The following is a 17,460-nucleotide window of genomic DNA, read 5'->3' on the forward strand; positions in this document are numbered from 1 at the left end:
TTCTAGATGCTGATTTTTCTTCGGCGGTCGGAATGTCGCTGCGAGTTTCGCGGCGACATTCGACGGCAAAATCACCCTTTGAGAGTGCGTTCGACAATGTCGCGGACGTCGGTCGAAAGCTCGGCAGCCCGTTCGATTTCCAACAGGGCGGCGCGGGCGTGGTCCTGCCGAACCGGCTCAAGGGAACGCCAGGAACGCATTGACGTCAGGATGCGGGCAGATAACTGAGGGTTGCGCTGATCGATCTCGAGAATCTCGCGAGCGAGGAAGCGGTAGCCTTCTCCATCGGCGCGGCCGAAGCCCGTCGGATTGGCGAAAGCGAAGGTACCGACAAGCGAACGAACGCGATTGGGGTTGGTCCTCTTGAACAGAGGGTTCTCCATCAGCTTCAACACCCGATCGAGCGTGCCGGCGCCAGGTATGGTTGCCTGCACCGAGAACCATTTGTCGACGACCAGTGCGTTTTCAGCGAAGCGATCCCGGAAGATCGACAACGCTTCCGCAGCTTCTGCACTGTCCGGGAAGCGGTGCGCAAGAATGGTCAGGGCATGCAGCAGGTCGGTCATGTTGTTGGCAGCATCGAAGGCAGCCTTGGCGCGTGCCGGCGAATTCTCGGCGTAGGAGAGGTAGGTCAGGGCAGCGTTGCGCAAGGCACGGCGACCGGCACTCGTTGCGTCCGGGCTGAAGGCGCCCGGTGTCGTCACCGAGTCATAGAGTGCAAGGAAAGTGTTCCGTCCGGCGTCGGCGACTTGCTTCATCACCGCCTGGCGTCCGTCATGGATTGCGTCCGGATCGATATTGCCCCCGAGTTCGCGGGCAATATCGGCTTCGCTTGGCAGGGCCAGGGCCTGGGCGCGGAAGGCGGGCTCAAGGCTCTCGTCAGCCGCAGCGACTACAAGGGTGTCGACGAATGTTGCTTCAGAACCGACGGTCTTTCCTTCACGGGCATCGCGCGCTGCGTTCAGAAGGTTCGGAAGTGCAAGGTCCGTCAAGGCCTGCCATCGCGCGAAATGGTCAGTCTCATGGCGGGCAAGTAGCGCCAAGTCGGCGGGCGACTGGTCGAAATGGAGATTGATCGGCGCCGAGAAGCTGCGATTGATCGAGACCACGGGCCGCGTCTGGATGCCGTGGAACACGACCGTTTGGGTGCGCGCAGTCAGATGCAGCACGCTGCCGGCATATTCGGCACCTTCGACGGAGGTCGGAGCTATGCCCACGCCGTCTTCAGCGAAGAGCTGCAAACTCAGCGGGATGTGCATCGGCTTCTTCTCTGACTGGCCGGGCGTCGCCGGGACAATCTGCTCGAGCGAGAGGCTGAAGGTCTTTCCGGCAGCGTCATAGGATCCCGAAGCGGTAACAAGCGGCGTGCCGGCCTGATGGTACCAGAGCGAGAACTGTGCGAGGTCGCGCCCGCTTGCGCCCTCGAAGCATTTGACGAAGTCCTCGATCGTGACGGCCTGGCCGTCGTGGTGATCGAAGTAGAGGTCCATGCCTTTCTTGAACGTGTCCTTACCGAGCAGCGTTGCGATCATTCGCGTGACTTCGCTGCCCTTCTCATAGACGGTCGTTGTGTAGAAGTTGTTGATTTCGCGGTATTTCGTGGGCCGAACCGGATGGGCAAGCGGACCCGCATCCTCCGGGAACTGCTCGGATTTTAGGTGGCGGACCTCAGCGATGCGCTTGACCGGGCGCGAGCGCTGGTCGGCGGAGAACTCGTGATCGCGATAGACGGTCAGTCCTTCCTTCAGGCACAGCTGGAACCAGTCGCGGCAGGTGATGCGGTTGCCGGTCCAGTTGTGGAAATATTCGTGCGCGATGATCGCTTCGATGTTGGCGTAGTCGCTATCGGTAGCAGTTTCCGGATCGGCAAGGACGTACTTGTCGTTGAAGACGTTGAGGCCCTTGTTCTCCATGGCGCCCATGTTGAAGTCGGAGACTGCGACGATCATGAAGATGTCGAGATCGTACTCGCGTTCGAAGACGTCCTCGTCCCACTTCATCGAGCGCTTCAGCGCGTCCATCGCATAGGCGGCGCGCGGTTCCTTGCCATGCTCGACATAGATCTTCAGCGCGACCTCGCGACCGGACATCGTCGTGAACGTATCTTCGATGACACCAAGATCGCCGGCGACTAACGCGAAGAGATAGCTTGGCTTCGGATGCGGATCGAACCAGGCGGCAAAGTGCTTGCCTTCGCCATAGCCAGCGCCGCCGAGGAAGTTGCCGTTCGACAGCAGCAGCGGATTGGCAGCCTTGTCGGCAATGATGTTGACCGTGTAGGGCGCCAGGACGTCGGGGCGATCCGGGAAATAGGTGATGCGGCGGAAGCCTTCGGCTTCACACTGCGTGCAGTAGATACCGCCGGTTCGGTAGAGGCCCATCAGCTTCGTATTGGCTTCGGGGTTGATGATCGTTGTGATCGTCAGTTCGAACGGCTCGGATGCCGGCAGATCGCGGACTGTCAGGCTTTCAGGCGTTACCGTGTACTGGTTCGCCGGCATTTCCATCTGGTCGAACAGCAGGCCGGACAGTGTTAACTCATCACCATCGAGCACCAGCGGGGCCTTGGGATCGACGCCTTCGCGGCGATGAAAGATCAGTCGTGCCTCGACCTTGGTTTCAGTCGGATCGAGTTCGAAGGTAAGGTCCACGCGTTCCAGAACGAATTCGGTGGGCTGGTAGTCTGCCAGATTGATGACCTGGCCGGTATCTGTACGCATGATGCTCCCTGAAGACCTTGAGCGGATGGCTGCTTCGTCTGCGGAGTGGGCACTCCGCCACAAATTTTGAGGGCATGATTACATTAAAGTCTGAACTAAAGTTAAAGCGAAATCGAGGCAGCGGAAGATTTGGAGACTCCGGGAACGGCTATATCTGGGCGGATCTGGGAATGGGATTTGAGGTTGATGGCTGCTTTGATCGCCTCGTCGCCTTGAGTTCGCTGAACGACGACTATGCTTCGTATTGCCGGCGCTGAGATCTCGGGGTTTGTACCAATTTTCCTCGGTTGCTACGCGTATCGAGAGTGGCGGTCATCTGGTCTGCTCGGCGGCTCTGTAAACTTTCCGATTTTCTATCTGTTCATTCGGCACAACGACTGTCACAGTCACGCTGCGTCGAGTCTGGCGCGTTCTCCTGCTTCAAACAGCAATACAAGAGTTCAAGACATGCGGTCGGCCACGGGAAACCCGATGAGGGGCATTGCGTTCAAGGTCGGCTCGGTTGTTGTCTTCCTTGTAATGCAGACCTTCATCAAGCTTGCCGGCAGCGACATCCAGCCGGGGCAGGTGACTTTCTGCCGTTCCTTCTTTGCGCTGTTTCCGATCATGGCTTACCTAGCCTATCGCAGGCAGTTGCGATCGGCATTCTATACTGCCAATCCGATCGGACACCTGAAGCGGGGGACGCTCGGCATCATATCGATGGGACTAGGCTTCTACGGGCTGCTGCACCTGCCGCTGCCAGAGGCGATTGCGCTCGGCTACGCGATGCCGCTTGTCGCCGTGATTTTTGCGGCGCTGTTCCTCGGTGAAACCGTACGAATCTACCGCTGGAGCGCGGTACTTTTCGGAATGGTGGGCGTGGCCATCATATCCTGGCCGAAGCTCACGCTTTTTCGCGAGGGCGGCATCCATGCCGAGCAGGCGATCGGTGCGATTACGGTGCTGCTGGCTTCCGTGCTCGGCGGTATGGCGATGATTCAGGTGCGGCGATTGGTTGAGGAAGAGAAGACGGCGACAATCGTTCTCTATTTTTCGATCATTGCCACAGTGTTCTCGCTCGTGACGGTTCCGTTCGGTTGGCAGGTCCTTGATCTGAAACCGCAATTGCTTCTCGTTGCTGCCGGCTTCTGTGGGGGCGTGGCGCAAATCCTGCTTACGGAGAGCTATCGGCACGCGGATGTCTCGACGGTTGCTCCGTTCGAGTACACATCGATCGTCATCGGAAGCGTCATCGCCTATTTTGTGTTTGGCGATGTCCCAGGCGGCAGCACGCTGATGGGAACTGCGATTGTCGTCGCAGCCGGGATATTCATCATCTACCGCGAACACCAACTTGATCTGGAGCGGCGCGCCGCTCGGCAAGCTGGATCGTGAAAGCCGCTTCCATTTTTCTTTGTGATCGTTTCGCTGAAGTTCTCTCGTTATGCGGGAGAAATTCAAACGAAATAGTGAACGTATCCGAACGTTTGTTGCGGCTTATGAACTTGACGAAGCTTCATTTATTCGCGAATGCGCATGTTATTGGGTTGATCGGACGTCGTGGTGCCTCGGGAGTGCCGACGCCGGGTATGCGCGCGTCGGGAGAAAAATGCCTTTTAGTGCCGAAGACTTGGTTGCGAACCCGAAGTTCATCCTAGCCATCCGCTTCCACGCGGGGCGCATGCGCGGCATGTTCGATGCTGGCCCACGACTGGCACGATTGCTTGCTTCCCAGCAGCGCTGGCTGCTGACGCAGACCGCTTACGCCCTTGCCATGGAGCGCGATCCTGCTGATCCGGCGTCAGGTTTCACAGCTGCCCGACTGACGGGCGAGATCACGTCCCGCAAGGTGGCTAGCCGCAACACGGTGCTGAGCTTCATCGAGGAACTCTTCACCTACCGCTTCATAGCCTACGAGCCAGGGGCGGAGCGGCGTCGTCCGCGCCACTTCGAGCCGGCAGAGATCAGTCATCAGGCGATATTGGGATGGCTCGTCTCGAACCTAGGAGCCCTTGATTTGGTGGACGGTGGAAATCGGGCCGCCCATGTTGAGGCCCATCCGGAATTGGTTCGGATCCTTCAGCCGCGTATCGCACGCAATTGCCTTCAAGATCCGCTGTGGCGGGAGCCCGCGGAGGATGTGGCGCTTTTCCTGTGGACCGACGCTGGGGGTCTGATCGTCGATCACCTGGTATCCCGAATGGATCTGGTAGGAAATGACCCCGAGCGCGTTGTGGTCGGTCATGTCGACAGTCGCGCCCTTGCGGCGGATTTCATGATTTCGCGCACGCACTTGCAGCGGCTTTTTGCCAAAGCAGCGCAGCAAGGATCTATTGGCTGGGAAACGACCGAAAGGAAACCTCTACTCTGGATGTCGCGCTCGTTCGTCGAACAGTACAGTCAGTGGCAAGCGATCAAGTTCGCGTACGTGGATGAGGCGTTCCACTGGGGAACGAGATAGTCGCGACAAAGCGCCGCCTACTAAGCGGCCAGATCCGCGAGAATGCGCTTGGCGATAAGGCCACGCAATGGGAGGCCAGCAATTACCAGCCTCGACCTCAGTATTGCTGAAAATCCGCAAAGATCGTGGCGGGACGTGCGATGCGTCCGCTGGCGCCGGTACCGCGAGCAACCATCTGCTCGTTCGTGGCGAAGCCGATGCGGCTGTAGCTTTGCGTTGTGCGACCCTGCTCATTGGCAAGGCGAAGGGTTTCAAACCCGCAGTGGATAGGACGAAAACTTGCAATCATTGCCTTGGTTCCTGTTGATTCCTCCCAAGACACGCCACAATATTGCACTGCAACATGAGGTTTTCAATGCGTTAGAATAAGAGGCAGATATGCGTAAATCGCATAGATGTTTTCGTAAAGCGTTTATAATTGCCTATTTTGAGAGCAGATTAGAGTGCTGCCAGTTTGGCCTGAAAAGCCAAAAGATCGTTCCAGGCCAGGCGCTTGTTGACGGGTGCCGTCAATAGATCTTGCGGATGCAATGTCGCGATCGCAGGAACGACGCGGTTCCCGACCGCGATCTCCCGCCATTGCCCGCGCAAACCGTGAATCGTGTCATTCTCGCCGAAAAAAACCCGGGCAGCGAAATTGCCGAGCACGAGAATTGCCTTCGGCTCGGCAAGCGCGATCTGCCGCTCGATGAAGGGCCGGCAGATATCCATCTCGGCGGTCGACGCAATGCGATTGCCGGGGGGGCGCCAGGGAATGACCTGCGTCAGCAGTATCGCATCGCGCTGCAGACCGATTGCGGCGAGCATCTTGTCGAGCAGTTGCCCAGGTCGCCCGGCAAAGGGTTGGCCTTCGCGATCATCGTCGGCCCCTGGCGCCGAACCGATGACCATGATTCCGCTTGTCGCATCTCCGCTGGCGAAGATCGTCGAACGTGCGCTGTGCTTGAGATTGCATCCGTTGAATGCCTCGATCGCCGTTTTCAACTCCTGCAGCGAGCGGGCGCTCTCAGCCGTGACGCGTGCCTGTTGCACGGCCTCGCCATCCGGGATTGAAGGTTGCGGTCGCTGGGCGGCACGCTCGGGGGCAGGCGCATTTCTCTGTGTCGCCTGAGCCGCCGGGCGTGGCGAAGCTTCCCGAGCTTCAGTGGCCTGCGGGGAAGAGGCCGCATTCCGTCGCGCCGCCTTCATCGCCTCGAACTCCGCGAAGCGGTCGACAGCTTCCTCCTCGAGCAGCCATTCCACCCCCGCTTCGGCATGGAAATGCAGAAGCGCGGCGAGTTCGCCCGGAGAGAGTTCGTTGACGGAGATCATGACGGCGACCTTAGCGAAGCCGAGACGTCAATGAAAGAGCGCTCTGGCCACGAGCCGACCTATTGCACCGTCCATTGCGTGATGTCCTCGCGTTCGCCAATCAATGCCAGGCCGTGCGCGATGGAAAGCAGCTCTCCCCCGGTCTCGATGCGGTCCGTATCGAAACGCTCTGTGAAGATGCGGCGCACAGCCGGGACAAACGACGTGCCCCCGGTGAGGAACACCTTATCGATCATATCAGATGTCGCGTTCGTCTTCTCCAGCACGTCGTCGAGGGCGCCTTCGATCCGCGCGAGGTCATCTGCAATCCAGCTCTCGAAGTCGGCCCGGCGGATTGTACGGTGACCGCCACGGCCGAGAGGGGCGAAGTCGAAGGCTGCCTCGTCCGCAGCCGAGAGTGCCATCTTCGTGGCCGACACGGCCTGATAGAGCGGATAACCCTCGTCGTGATCGACCAGATCGATGAAGGTCTCAAGCTTCTCAGGTTCGAGCGCGGTGCGTACGAGCTTTTTGAGATCCTCGAATTCGCGCGACGTCTTGAAGATGGAGAGCTGGTTCCAGCGGCCGAAGCTTGAATAGTAGTTCGTGGGAACTTCAAGGATCTTGTCGAAGCTCTTGAAATGACTCCCCTTGCCGATCTGCGGGGCAACGATGTTGTCGATCATGCGATAGTCGAAGTGGTCACCAGCGATCCCGACGCCCGAATGACCGATGGGGGTCGCCGTCAGTTTTCCGCCGACCGTTTCGAACCGGATGAGCGAATAGTCGGTCGTACCACCACCGAAGTCGGCAACGAGCACAGTGGCGTCCGACTTCAGATTCTGCGCGAAGTAGAATGCAGCCGCCACCGGTTCGTAAACGTAGTGAACTTCTGGAAAGCCGAAGCGGGAAAGCGCCTCGTTGTAGCGCTCCGTCGCCAGCGCAGGGTCAGGGTTCGCGCCGGCAAAATGCACGGGGCGGCCGGTAACGATGCGCTTGACGTCGGACGGCCAATTGTCACCGGCGTAGTTGCGCAGGCGCCTTATGAAGACCTCCATCAGATCCTCGAAACTGTGACGCTTCGCGTAGATGAGGGTGCCCTGGAAAAGAGCGCTTGCCGCAAAGGTCTTGATCGACTGCAGGAACCGGCAGTCACCGGGATTATCGATAAATTGCCGGATCGCGGCATGGCCCGCCTCAACCTTCAAGGCTGACGCGCCGAGTTGCGGATCCTTCATGAAGGACAGGGCAGTGCGCATGCTGTCGGCACTGCCGGCGGCGCTTGTAAAGGCCATTGAGTGCGTCGTCTGCCCGTCTGCCGTGGCCAAAACCGTATTCGTTGTGCCGAAGTCGAATCCCAGCGCTTGAGCCATGCTCGCACCTCATCCTGCCGATTATGTTTTGAGATCGGGAGGCCAGCCTCCGCGAAGGCGCGGAAACGGCGCGCCCGAATTCAAGGAGGGCGCGTGATGCCACAGAGGCCGTTGTTATTCAAGGCTTGAAGCGAAAAATGCGGCGGGCGCCATTTACGCCCGCTTCTCGTTCATTCGGCAGCTATTGCTTGAGGCGTGTCCTCATTGTGCTCGGTCTTCTTCTTGCGACCGAGACTGAGAAGCCAATCGCTAAGCCTGCCCATTTCGACGAAGATAACCGGGGTGATGAACAGCGTTAGCGCTTGCGACACGACAAGACCGCCGACGACTGCAATGCCGAGCGGCTGGCGTAGTTCCGAGCTTGCCCCACTTCCGAGCGCGATCGGAAGTGCGCCGAGGAGGGCACAGAAGGTCGTCATCATGATCGGGCGGAAGCGTCGGACGCAGGCTTCGTGGATCGCTTCCGACGGCGACATGCCATTGCCGGAGCGCAGATTTTCTAATGCGACGTCGATCATCATGATCGCATTCTTCTTGACGATGCCGATCAGCATCAGCAGGCCGATGAGGGCGATGATCGAAAGATCGAAGCCCATCACCTTCAGTGCCAGCAAGGCGCCGAGTGCCGCAGCCGGCAGGCCTGAAAGAATCGTCAACGGATGGATGAAGCTCTCGTAGAGGACGCCGAGCACGACATAGATGGTCAGCACGGCCGCCAGAATAAGCAGCGGGGTGTTGCCCTGAGATTGCTGGAATATCTGCGCGGTGCCGCCGTAGGACGTGAAGACGTCCGCGGGCATATTGATATCCTTCTTGATCTGGTCGATCGCGGCTGTGGCATCGCCGAGCGCTTCGCCTGCAGGTAGATTGAACGAGACCGTTGTCGAGACAAGCTGACCGGTCTGATTGATGGTCACCGGGCCTGTTGTGCGCTGGACCGTCGCAAAGTTCGACAGGGGAACCAGGGCGCCGCCGTTGGACGCGACGCGGATTTCCTGAAGCTTCTGATCGTCCCATGGCTTGCTGGTGTCATATTCCACGATCACGTCATAGCTGTCGCCGGTCGACTGAATCTGTGCCGCCGTATAGCCGCCAAAGGCTTCCTGCAGCGTCGTACGCAACTGTCCGTCGGTGATGCCGAAGGCCGCCGCCTTCTCGGTGTCAACGACGATATTGGCTTGCAATGCGTTGTTCTGCGCGTCGGAAGCCACGTCAGTGAAACGCGGGTCGGCGCGCATCGCTTGCTGGATCTTGTTTGCCCAGATGTTCGTCTGATCGGCGCTCAGTGCCTGGACGACCAACTGGTATTGGCTCGCCGTCTGGCGGCCGCCGAAGCGGAGGCTCTGCTGCGGCGTTATGTATGCCTGAAGGCCCGGAATCTTGCTGATGCTCGCTCGCAACTCCCTCAAGGTCTGATCAAGTGGCGGACGTTGATCCTTGTCCTTGAGCTCGACATACATAGTGCCGTTGTTGAGTGGGCTGCGTGCATTGCCGCCGACGATCGACATCACGTGGTTGACGGCGGAGTTTTGCTTCACGAGTTCTGCGGCCTGGTTCTGCAGCGCCTGCATTGCTGGATAGGAAATGTCCTGACGAGCGCGCGTCGTGATGTTCAGGCGGCCGATATCTTCGGTGGGGAAGAAGCTCGAGGGCAGCGTCATGAACAGGTAGATGGTCAACCCGACCGACGCCACGAACAGTGCAAGAACCGTCGGGCGATGCTCCAGGCACCAGCCGACCGATCTCTCATAGCCTCTGAGCGTCCGCTCGAAACCGGCGTCGAACCAGCGGATGAAGAGCGGGGGCCGCTCGTGGCCGCTACCGAGGCGCGACGCCAACATCGGCGTCACTGTGAGCGAAACGATTGCAGAGGCCACGATCGCAATGGCAACGACCATGCCGAACTCGTTGAATATACGGCCGACGACGCCGCCCATCAGCAGGATCGGAATGAAGACGGCAATCAGCGATACGGACATCGAAATGATGGTATAGCTGACTTCGCCGGCGCCCTTGATCGCCGCATCGAGAACCGGCATTCCTTCCTCGACATGCCGGAGAATGTTTTCCAGCATGACGATCGCGTCATCAACCACAAGGCCGACGGCAAGCGTCAGTCCGAGCAACGAGATGTTGTCGATGCTGTAGCCGAGCACATACATCATGCCGAAGGTGGAGATCAACGATAGTGGTACGGCGAGCCCGGGAATGATCGTTGCCGTTAGATGGCCGGTGAAGAGGTAGATAACCAGGACGACGAGGCCGATTGTCAGGAGTAGCGTGAATTTGACGTCCGCTATCGCGTCCTTGATTGGCTGCGCTGAATCGTTCATGACCTTCGTCGAAACCGAGGCCGGAATCTCGTCGTGCAGGCCCGGCAGCTTCGCTCTGATCGCGTCGACAACCTCAACTGTATTTGCATCGGGCTGACGTTGAATGGCGAGAATGATGCCGCGGCTACCATCGTACCAGCTGCCGGTATTCAGATTCTCGACGCTGTCTTGCACGTCGGCGACATCGCCGAGATGGATCGGCGCGCCGTTCGGATTGGCAATCACCAGCGTGCGGAATTCGTTGGCATTCGTCCGCTGGGTGTTCGCATTGATCGTCATACTCTGCGTGTTGTTCTGTAGAGAGCCGACGGGAACCTGGCTGTTGGCCGCAACCAGCGCCTGGTTGACCGTGTCGATGCCGATGCCGCGGTTGAGAAGCTTATTCGGATCAACCTCGACCCGAACCGCGTAGGTCTGTGCGCCGAATACCGAAACCTCGGCGACGCCGGGAAGCGTCGAGAGGGATGGCGAGATGATGTCTTCGGCAATCTCATCGAGCTTGCTGCGGGGCATGGTGTCGCTCTGCACGGCAAGCAGCATGACCGGAGCATCCGCGGGATTCGTCTTGCGGTAGCTTGGCGGCGTCGTCATGTTGTCGGGGAGTTGGCGCGTCGCATGCGAGATCGCCGCCTGAACGTCGGCAGCCGCCGCGTCGATATCGCGGTTGAGGTCGAACTGCAGAACGATGCTCGTATTGCCGAGCGAGTTCGTGGCGCTGATTTCGCTGATGCCGGGAATTGTCTGGAACTGCTTGATCAGCGGCGTGGCGACCGAGGTCGCCATCGTCTGCGGTGAGGCGCCTGTCAGGGCGGCGGAAACGTTGATCGTCGGGAAATCGACCTGCGGCAGGGCTGCCACCGGTACGAGTTGATAGCCAGCAAGGCCGGCAAGCACGACGCCGATGGCAAGCAGCGTTGTCGCGACAGGACGTCGGATACAGAAATTCGGTATCATTGTTCCGTGCCCGCTGTGATGATTTCGGTCTTGCCCGAGGTTTGGTCCGCAGAGGCAACGTTCAATGCCTTGTCGTCGAACTGTTCCTTCACCGCCTGCTGATCAACCAGCTGAGCCTGGCCCTCGATGATGACGTGATCGCCTTCCGCGAGGCCTTTTGAGATGGCCGTGAAGCCGCCGTTTGCACGCGCCACGGTGACAGGCGTCACGTGCGCTTTCCCATCGCGCGCGACAATGGCGAAGAAACCGTCCGCGCCCGGGCTGACCGCCACTGTCGGAACGACGACTTGCTGCTCATTGTTGTTGAAGTGGACGACAATGTTGACCGACTGACCGGGCCAGAGGGCGCCGGACGCGTTCTCGAATTTCGCCTTCGCGAGAATGGTGCCGGAAGCGGGATCGACGGCGTTGTCGTAAAAGCTGATATGGCCCTGGCGCGGCTTGCCCTTATTGGATTGCGGAACCGTGCTTACATCCACCGGCCCTGCGGCGAGGGCGAGCTTCAATTGCCTCAGATCGCGCTCCTGCAGGTGGAACTTCACATAGATCGGATCGTACTTTGCGATCGTTACGATCGCCGAGCCGGCGTTCACAAAGGCGCCGGGGCTCACCGAGATGTCGCCGAGGCGTCCGTCAAAGGGCGCGCGGATATCGGTGTGCTCGAGCAGAACCTGATCGGCCGCCAGCGCCGCCTTGTCCGCCTCGACCGTGGCCGCCGCCGTATCGCGTGCTGCCTTCGCCTGATCGTAGCTTTGCTGTGTACCGGCCTTTGAGCTCAGCAAGTCGTTGGCGCGTGCCAACGCTGTCTCGGCCTCCGCCAGGGTGGCCTGGTCGCGGACGACCATGGCGCTGTCCTTGTCGACCGTTGCTTGTGCCGTGCGGGCATCAAGCTCGGCGATCAGGTCTCCCTGTTTGACAGTGGCGCCGTCCGACGCGAGGATCTTCGTAACGATCCCCTGTTCCTGGGCCGCGATCGTCGTGGTGTCGTCCGCATCAGCCCAGCCGGAGGCCGTCACATCTCGCGGCAGGATGGTCTTCACCACCGCGACCGTCTTTACCAGCGTTGGCCCGCCGTTGCGGTTGCGGCCCTTGCCGCCGCCCTTTTGATCACTGGATCTCTGGGAGGCATCGCCGGCCGTTTGGAGGCCACCGTCGACCGCATCGGCCTGTTGCGGCGTCTTCGGTAAAAATTGAGAAAGATAAGGGATGCGTTCCCTATATTGCCATGCGCCAATGCTGGCAGCAGCGATGATGCAGACCGTGACCAAAAATTTCTTCATGAGCGAGACCGGGTTGGGGGCAAATTGCGCGTAAATCCAGGCTCTATTGAACCACGCTTATTACGGCGCAAAAAAGACACAATTAGCCAAGCGGCCATCACTAAGTGGTTATAATAGCTTAAATTTCTGTAATGAAAGAATGTGCTGATGTGACCCTTTATAGGCATTGCGAAGGTTCAATCGCAAACATTCTCGCAGTTTCCCCTTTTCAATCAGACGGAACGGGCAGCGCCGCCATCGCAGCGCACAAGACTGCCGGTGATGTAACTCGCGCGCTGGCTGCAAAGAAAGGCGGCGGCTGCCGCAAACTCGTCGATCGTTCCGTAGCGACCGACGGGAATAGCAGCTTCCTTTGCCGAACGGATTTCATCGAGGCTTTTGCCTGTCCTTTTGGCCGCGGCGCCATCGAGGTCGTCGAGGCGACCGGTCAGGATGCTTCCGGGAAGCAGAAGGTTCGACGTGATTCCAAAGCGTCCGATCTCTGTTGCCAGCGTCTTGCTCCAACCGGCGAGGGCAGGGCGCAGCGTGTTCGAAAGCGCGAGGTTGGCGATAGGTTCGATGACGCCCGATGATGCGACGGTGAGAATACGCCCCCAACCTTGTTCCTTCATAGGTGGCAGCAGTGCATTGGTGAGCGCAATCACCCGCAGCACCATCGAAAAGAAATAGGTTTCCAGTTTTTCGGTCGTCATGTCCTGCGTCGTTCCCGGCGTCGGGCCGCCGGTGTTGTTGACTAGGATATCGACGCCGCCAAGCTTGTCGCCTACGGCGGCGGTTACGGTCTCCACGAAATTCTCGTCGGAGAGATCGGCCCAGATCCAATCGGCCTTGCCAATTCCTTCGGCGTTGATGGCGCGGCAATTTGCCTCCAGTGTTTCGCCGCTCCGCCCACAAAGGAGCACATTCGCCCCCTCGCGCGCCAAAGCCGCGGCGATACCATGACCCAATCCGCGCGACGACGCTAGAATGAGTGCGCGCTTGCCTTTGATGCCGAGATCCATGTCGAATTCCTCCTGTCGTCCGTCTCTCTATACGGCGAGTAGAGTGGCGACGAAAGCGGCGCTCGCCACTTGTTTATCGTTTGACGTTTACGTAAGGTGCATATATTTATCTGGCGCTAGAAATACTGTTGCGCGAATTGGGGGATTCGCTGTCGTTTCCCGGCTCGACAATAGCCCTTCGTTTTGACAAGAGATAACCCCATCACGGGGAATATGGCCGCAATGTCGGCCAAGCGGAGATGGATGCATGACCGATACGACTGAACTGCCCGAGCGCGAGAGCATGGAATTTGACGTGGTGATCGTCGGTGGCGGTCCTGCGGGGCTTTCCGCCGCGATCCGGCTGAAGCAGGTCAATCCGGATCTCTCGGTGGTCGTTCTGGAGAAGGGCGCCGAAGTCGGAGCGCATATCCTGTCGGGTGCCGTCGTCGATCCGATCGGCATCGACCGTCTGCTGCCCGGTTGGCGTGAGGAAGCAGACCATCCGTTCAAGACGGAGGTGAAGGACGACCACTTCCTGGTGCTTGGTCCGGCAGGCTCAGTGCGCCTGCCGAATAACCTGATGCCGCCGCTGATGAGCAATCACGGCAATTACATCGTATCGCTTGGGCTCGTCTGTCGCTGGCTGGCCACCCACGCCGAAGCCCTCGGCGTCGAGATCTATCCGGGCTTTGCCGCAACCGAAGTGCTTTACAATGACGAGGGTGCGGTCATCGGTGTGGCCACCGGAGACATGGGCATCGAGAAGACCGGCGAGCCCGGCCCGAATTACACCCGTGGCATGGCGCTGCTCGGCAAGTACGTGCTGATTGGCGAAGGCGTGCGCGGCTCGCTCGCCAAGCAACTGATCGCCAAATTCGATCTCTCCAAGGATCGGGAGCCCCAGAAATTCGGCATCGGCATCAAGGAACTCTGGCAGGTCAAGCCGGAGCACCACCGCCAAGGTCTGGTGCAGCACTCCTTCGGCTGGCCGCTCGGTATGAAGACCGGCGGCGGCTCCTTCCTCTATCACCTGGAAGACAACCTCGTTGCCGTCGGCTTCGTCGTCCACCTGAACTACAAGAACCCTTACCTTTATCCGTTCGAAGAATTCCAGCGCTTCAAGACGCATCCGGCGATCCGCACGACATTCGAGGGCGGCAAGCGGCTGTCCTACGGTGCGCGCGCGATCACCGAGGGCGGCTGGCAGTCGGTGCCGAAGCTGTCCTTCCCCGGCGGCGCGCTGATCGGCTGTTCGGCGGGCTTCGTCAACGTGCCGCGCATCAAGGGCAGCCACAATGCGGTGCTGTCGGGCATGCTGGCGGCGGACCGCATCGCTGCCGCGATCGCCGCTGGTCGCGCCAATGACGAGGTGGTCGAGATCGAGAACGACTGGCGTTCGAGCGACATCGGCAAGGATCTGAAGAAGGTGCGCAACGTCAAGCCGCTGTGGTCGAAGTTCGGCACGGCGATCGGTGTGGCGCTTGGCGGCCTCGACATGTGGACCAACCAGCTCTTCGGGATTTCGCTCTTCGGCACGCTGAAGCATGGCAAGACGGATGCGGCGTCGCTGGAGCCTGCTTCCAAGCATAAGCCGATCGCCTATCCGAAGCCCGATGGCGTTCTCACTTTCGACCGTCTCTCCTCGGTGTTCCTGTCAAACACAAACCACGAGGAAGACCAGCCGGTGCACCTGCAGGTCAAGGACATGGAGCTACAGATATCGTCCGAGCATGACGTCTATGCCGGCCCCTCGACCCGCTACTGTCCGGCGGGCGTCTACGAATGGGTTAAGAAGGATGGCAAGGAGACCTTTGTCATCAACGCCCAGAACTGTGTCCACTGCAAGACCTGCGACATCAAGGACCCCAACCAGAACATCAACTGGGTTCCGCCGCAGGGCGGTGAGGGGCCCGTCTATCCGAATATGTAGGGTGCAGGCATGAGCGACGCCTGCATCATACGGCAGGCGCGTCTCGATGAATTGCCGCGCCTGACCGAGATCGAAATCGACGCCTTCGCGACACTGGCGGAGGCGCTCGGCGTCGTCAGGGAACCACACGCGCTTCCGCAAGATATTCTGCGGGAATCGCTCGACGCGGGCCTGCTGCTTGTTGCCGCCGATGACGATGATTGGCCGGTTGGCTTTCTCGCGGCGGAGGAGATCGCAGGCACGCTCTATGTGATCGAACTGGACGTTTGCCGGGATTGGCAGCGCAGGGGCGTCGGGCGGCGTTTGATGTCGGCTGCGATCGAGATGGCCCGCGCATGTCGGCTTAGGGCGCTGACGCTGACAACCGAGCGCAACGTTCCGTTTAATGCGCCCTTCTATGACCCTCGGCTTTGTGTTGCCGAGGGCGGAGGCCGTACCGCAGTTCCTGCAGAAAAAGCTGGATCAGGAAATTGAGGTTGGGATGGACCCGGAACGGCGGGTCGCGATGGTCCTTGCCCTTTGAAGAGTCAATCGAGGCGCCGCGGAAAAAGGAAATAGGCCGGCGGAATGAGCGCCGACCCAATGATATGTGTTGAGCTATCGCCGCGAGGCGATACCGGTCGAGAATGCCACACCGAGCCCGGTGATCACGGCAGCGGCAATCTCTGCGATGCCGATCTCCTCTCCAAGCAGCATTGCGCCGCCGATCGTCGCCAGCACCGGCGTGATCGCCGTGAAGGCTGCTGCCTGCGTGCCGCCCAGAGCATGAACGGCAAGACCATAGGCGACCGTCGCAACAAGGCCGGAAAGAACGCCTTGGCTCAAGACCTGCAGGCCTATTTCGGCAAACGGTGCGCTGGTAATCGACGTGCCGAAGACGACAGCAAGGCCGACATGGACCAGGAAAGACCAGATGGCGATGAGCGCGCTGGCCTGTACGGCCGTCAGGCCGGAGCGGCGAAATGCGTGCGTGTAGCTTGCCCAGAGGATTGCTCCCATCGGCAGCAGGACGAAGCTGCTCCAGGGAAGAGCCGCCCCCGCGAGGCTGCGAATAAGCAGGATGGCCACACCCGCGACAATCGCGGCCAGGCCGAGCACACGCATGGAGTCCGGTCGTTCCCGAAAGATGGCGACTCCAATGAGGGCAGTTGCGAGTGGCATAGAGCCGCCAAGGAGGATGCCAGCCGCAGATGCCGGGGTCGAATGGATTGCCGACGTGGTCAACTGGAAGAAGATGGCGCCCGCACCGGCGAACATCGTGGCCAGCAGGCCGAGCGGCACGCCTCTCGGCAGCAGTCCGGTTCTCAGCCAGACGGGCGCCAGAATGAGTGCCGGAACGCCGTAGCGGATCAGCCCGATATCGATCGTTCCCAGCTGTGTCGCGGCGCTGTGACGGGTTGCCAGGATCCACGTCGCCCAGATCAGGACCGTGACGACGGCACCGGCATAGCCCATGGGTATCGACGTGGATTTTTCGTTGTTCGTGAAGGCAAGGGCACTCATCTGATCTCTCCTCTTATGGCCGTCCGCAGACTGTCCGGTTGAGAAGAGAATAGGTCGGAACGCTGAGGCATGTCCTTGCTATCTGTGCCGTCAAAATAATACAATAAGCAATTATCTGCCAAAATCTGCGGAAGGCGTTATCAATCATGCCAAGTCTTGATAAATTCGATCTGGCGATACTGCAGTGCTTGCAGGAGGATGCACGGGCGACCAACGTGGAGATTGCCGAGAAGGTCAATCTGTCGCCATCGCCGTGCTTGCGTCGAATCCGCAATCTCGAGAAGACCGGCGTCATCCGTGGCTACCGCGCTGACATCGACCGCAAGGAAGTCGGTCTCGGCTTGACTGTTTTTGTCGAACTGAAGGTCGCGCATCACAGCCGCGAGAACGCACAGGCCCAGGAGGCGGCCTTGCTCGCCATTCCGGAAGTCGTGTCATGTTTTCTGATATCGGGAACAGCTGACTTCTTGGCGGAGGTGGTGGTTGAGGATCTCGCTGCCTACGAGCGGCTGCTGACGGACACGCTGCTGACGTTGCCGAATGTCAGCGACATCCGCTCGAACTTCGCCATTCGCAGCATGAAGACCCATGGGGCATTGAAGTTGCCAGAGCCGAAATGAAAACGGGACCCATTGGGCCCCGTTAGCATGT

13 protein-coding genes are annotated in these 17,460 nt (G+C 59.7%); 5 read left to right on the forward strand and 8 right to left on the reverse strand.

From position 1 onward, the window contains the following. Positions 1-71: 71 nt before the first annotated feature. On the reverse strand, positions 72-2,720 hold the full coding sequence (gene pepN, locus FHT71_RS18735) for an aminopeptidase N (protein WP_183721361.1): 2,649 nt from the start codon (positions 2,718-2,720) through the stop codon (positions 72-74). 447 nt (positions 2,721-3,167) lie between these two features. On the opposite strand from pepN, the gene FHT71_RS18740 reads away from it, so the two are divergent. Both FHT71_RS18740 and FHT71_RS18745 read left to right on the forward strand, forming a co-directional pair. Continuing rightward, the gene (locus FHT71_RS18740; protein WP_132592029.1) at positions 3,168-4,097 is read left to right on the forward strand and encodes a DMT family transporter; all 930 of its coding nucleotides are present in this window, start codon (positions 3,168-3,170) and stop codon (positions 4,095-4,097) included. A gap of 214 nt (positions 4,098-4,311) precedes the next feature. Further along, the gene (locus FHT71_RS18745) at positions 4,312-5,163 is read left to right on the forward strand and encodes a hypothetical protein (RefSeq protein WP_132592180.1); all 852 of its coding nucleotides are present in this window, start codon (positions 4,312-4,314) and stop codon (positions 5,161-5,163) included. A gap of 97 nt (positions 5,164-5,260) precedes the next feature. On the opposite strand, the gene FHT71_RS18750 is transcribed toward FHT71_RS18745, so the two are convergent. The 6 genes from FHT71_RS18750 to FHT71_RS18775 all read right to left on the reverse strand — a co-directional run bounded on the left by FHT71_RS18750 (position 5,261) and on the right by FHT71_RS18775 (position 13,394). Then, positions 5,261-5,452 (reverse strand): hypothetical protein, encoded by a 192-nt coding sequence (locus FHT71_RS18750; RefSeq protein ID WP_132592027.1) that lies wholly within the window; start codon positions 5,450-5,452, stop codon positions 5,261-5,263. A gap of 149 nt (positions 5,453-5,601) precedes the next feature. Next, positions 5,602-6,474: a uracil-DNA glycosylase gene (locus tag FHT71_RS18755; RefSeq protein ID WP_007789189.1), complete on the reverse strand. Its 873-nt coding sequence runs from the start codon at positions 6,472-6,474 to the stop codon at positions 5,602-5,604. A gap of 59 nt (positions 6,475-6,533) precedes the next feature. Continuing rightward, complete coding sequence (locus FHT71_RS18760; protein ID WP_183721364.1) at positions 6,534-7,826, reverse strand: Hsp70 family protein; 1,293 nt, start codon at positions 7,824-7,826, stop codon at positions 6,534-6,536. A 170-nt stretch (positions 7,827-7,996) separates the two neighbouring features. Then, entirely contained in the window at positions 7,997-11,113 is a 3,117-nt protein-coding gene (locus tag FHT71_RS18765) for an efflux RND transporter permease subunit (protein ID WP_132592025.1), read from the reverse strand. Continuing rightward, entirely contained in the window at positions 11,110-12,393 is a 1,284-nt protein-coding gene (locus FHT71_RS18770; RefSeq protein ID WP_007789193.1) for an efflux RND transporter periplasmic adaptor subunit, read from the reverse strand. The genes FHT71_RS18765 and FHT71_RS18770 overlap by 4 nt, the downstream gene beginning before the upstream one ends. 212 nt (positions 12,394-12,605) lie before the next feature. Continuing rightward, positions 12,606-13,394, reverse strand: coding sequence for an SDR family oxidoreductase (locus FHT71_RS18775; protein ID WP_183721367.1), 789 nt, complete (start codon positions 13,392-13,394; stop codon positions 12,606-12,608). 247 nt (positions 13,395-13,641) lie between these two features. Between FHT71_RS18775 and FHT71_RS18780 the strand changes: the two genes are divergently transcribed. Together FHT71_RS18780 and FHT71_RS18785 are read left to right on the forward strand one after the other, a co-directional pair. Then, on the forward strand, positions 13,642-15,306 hold the full coding sequence (locus FHT71_RS18780; protein ID WP_183721370.1) for an electron transfer flavoprotein-ubiquinone oxidoreductase: 1,665 nt from the start codon (positions 13,642-13,644) through the stop codon (positions 15,304-15,306). 9 nt (positions 15,307-15,315) lie between these two features. After that, positions 15,316-15,780 (forward strand): GNAT family N-acetyltransferase, encoded by a 465-nt coding sequence (locus FHT71_RS18785; RefSeq protein WP_246718028.1) that lies wholly within the window; start codon positions 15,316-15,318, stop codon positions 15,778-15,780. Between the two features lie 123 nt (positions 15,781-15,903). Here the strand turns inward: FHT71_RS18785 and FHT71_RS18790 are convergent, their stop codons facing one another. After that, positions 15,904-16,809, reverse strand: a complete 906-nt coding sequence (locus tag FHT71_RS18790; RefSeq protein WP_132591649.1) for a DMT family transporter — start codon at positions 16,807-16,809, stop codon at positions 15,904-15,906. A 146-nt stretch (positions 16,810-16,955) separates the two neighbouring features. On the opposite strand from FHT71_RS18790, the gene FHT71_RS18795 reads away from it, so the two are divergent. Continuing rightward, entirely contained in the window at positions 16,956-17,429 is a 474-nt protein-coding gene (locus FHT71_RS18795; protein WP_007801298.1) for an Lrp/AsnC family transcriptional regulator, read from the forward strand. Positions 17,430-17,460 lie beyond the last annotated feature (31 nt).

It is taken from the genome of Rhizobium sp. BK060, from assembly GCF_014193145.1.
In the GTDB taxonomy this organism is placed as follows: domain Bacteria; phylum Pseudomonadota; class Alphaproteobacteria; order Rhizobiales; family Rhizobiaceae; genus Rhizobium.

Coding starts and splice junctions, on each gene's coding strand:
- pepN (WP_183721361.1), bottom strand. CDS start 2,720: ATGCGTACAGATACCGGCCAGGTCATCAATCTGGCAGACTACCAGCCC.
- FHT71_RS18740 (WP_132592029.1), top strand. CDS start 3,168: ATGCGGTCGGCCACGGGAAACCCGATGAGGGGCATTGCGTTCAAGGTC.
- FHT71_RS18745 (WP_132592180.1), top strand. CDS start 4,312: ATGCCTTTTAGTGCCGAAGACTTGGTTGCGAACCCGAAGTTCATCCTA.
- FHT71_RS18750 (WP_132592027.1), bottom strand. CDS start 5,452: ATGATTGCAAGTTTTCGTCCTATCCACTGCGGGTTTGAAACCCTTCGC.
- FHT71_RS18755 (WP_007789189.1), bottom strand. CDS start 6,474: ATGATCTCCGTCAACGAACTCTCTCCGGGCGAACTCGCCGCGCTTCTG.
- FHT71_RS18760 (WP_183721364.1), bottom strand. CDS start 7,826: ATGGCTCAAGCGCTGGGATTCGACTTCGGCACAACGAATACGGTTTTG.
- FHT71_RS18765 (WP_132592025.1), bottom strand. CDS start 11,113: ATGATACCGAATTTCTGTATCCGACGTCCTGTCGCGACAACGCTGCTT.
- FHT71_RS18770 (WP_007789193.1), bottom strand. CDS start 12,393: ATGAAGAAATTTTTGGTCACGGTCTGCATCATCGCTGCTGCCAGCATT.
- FHT71_RS18775 (WP_183721367.1), bottom strand. CDS start 13,394: ATGGATCTCGGCATCAAAGGCAAGCGCGCACTCATTCTAGCGTCGTCG.
- FHT71_RS18780 (WP_183721370.1), top strand. CDS start 13,642: ATGACCGATACGACTGAACTGCCCGAGCGCGAGAGCATGGAATTTGAC.
- FHT71_RS18785 (WP_246718028.1), top strand. CDS start 15,316: ATGAGCGACGCCTGCATCATACGGCAGGCGCGTCTCGATGAATTGCCG.
- FHT71_RS18790 (WP_132591649.1), bottom strand. CDS start 16,809: ATGAGTGCCCTTGCCTTCACGAACAACGAAAAATCCACGTCGATACCC.
- FHT71_RS18795 (WP_007801298.1), top strand. CDS start 16,956: ATGCCAAGTCTTGATAAATTCGATCTGGCGATACTGCAGTGCTTGCAG.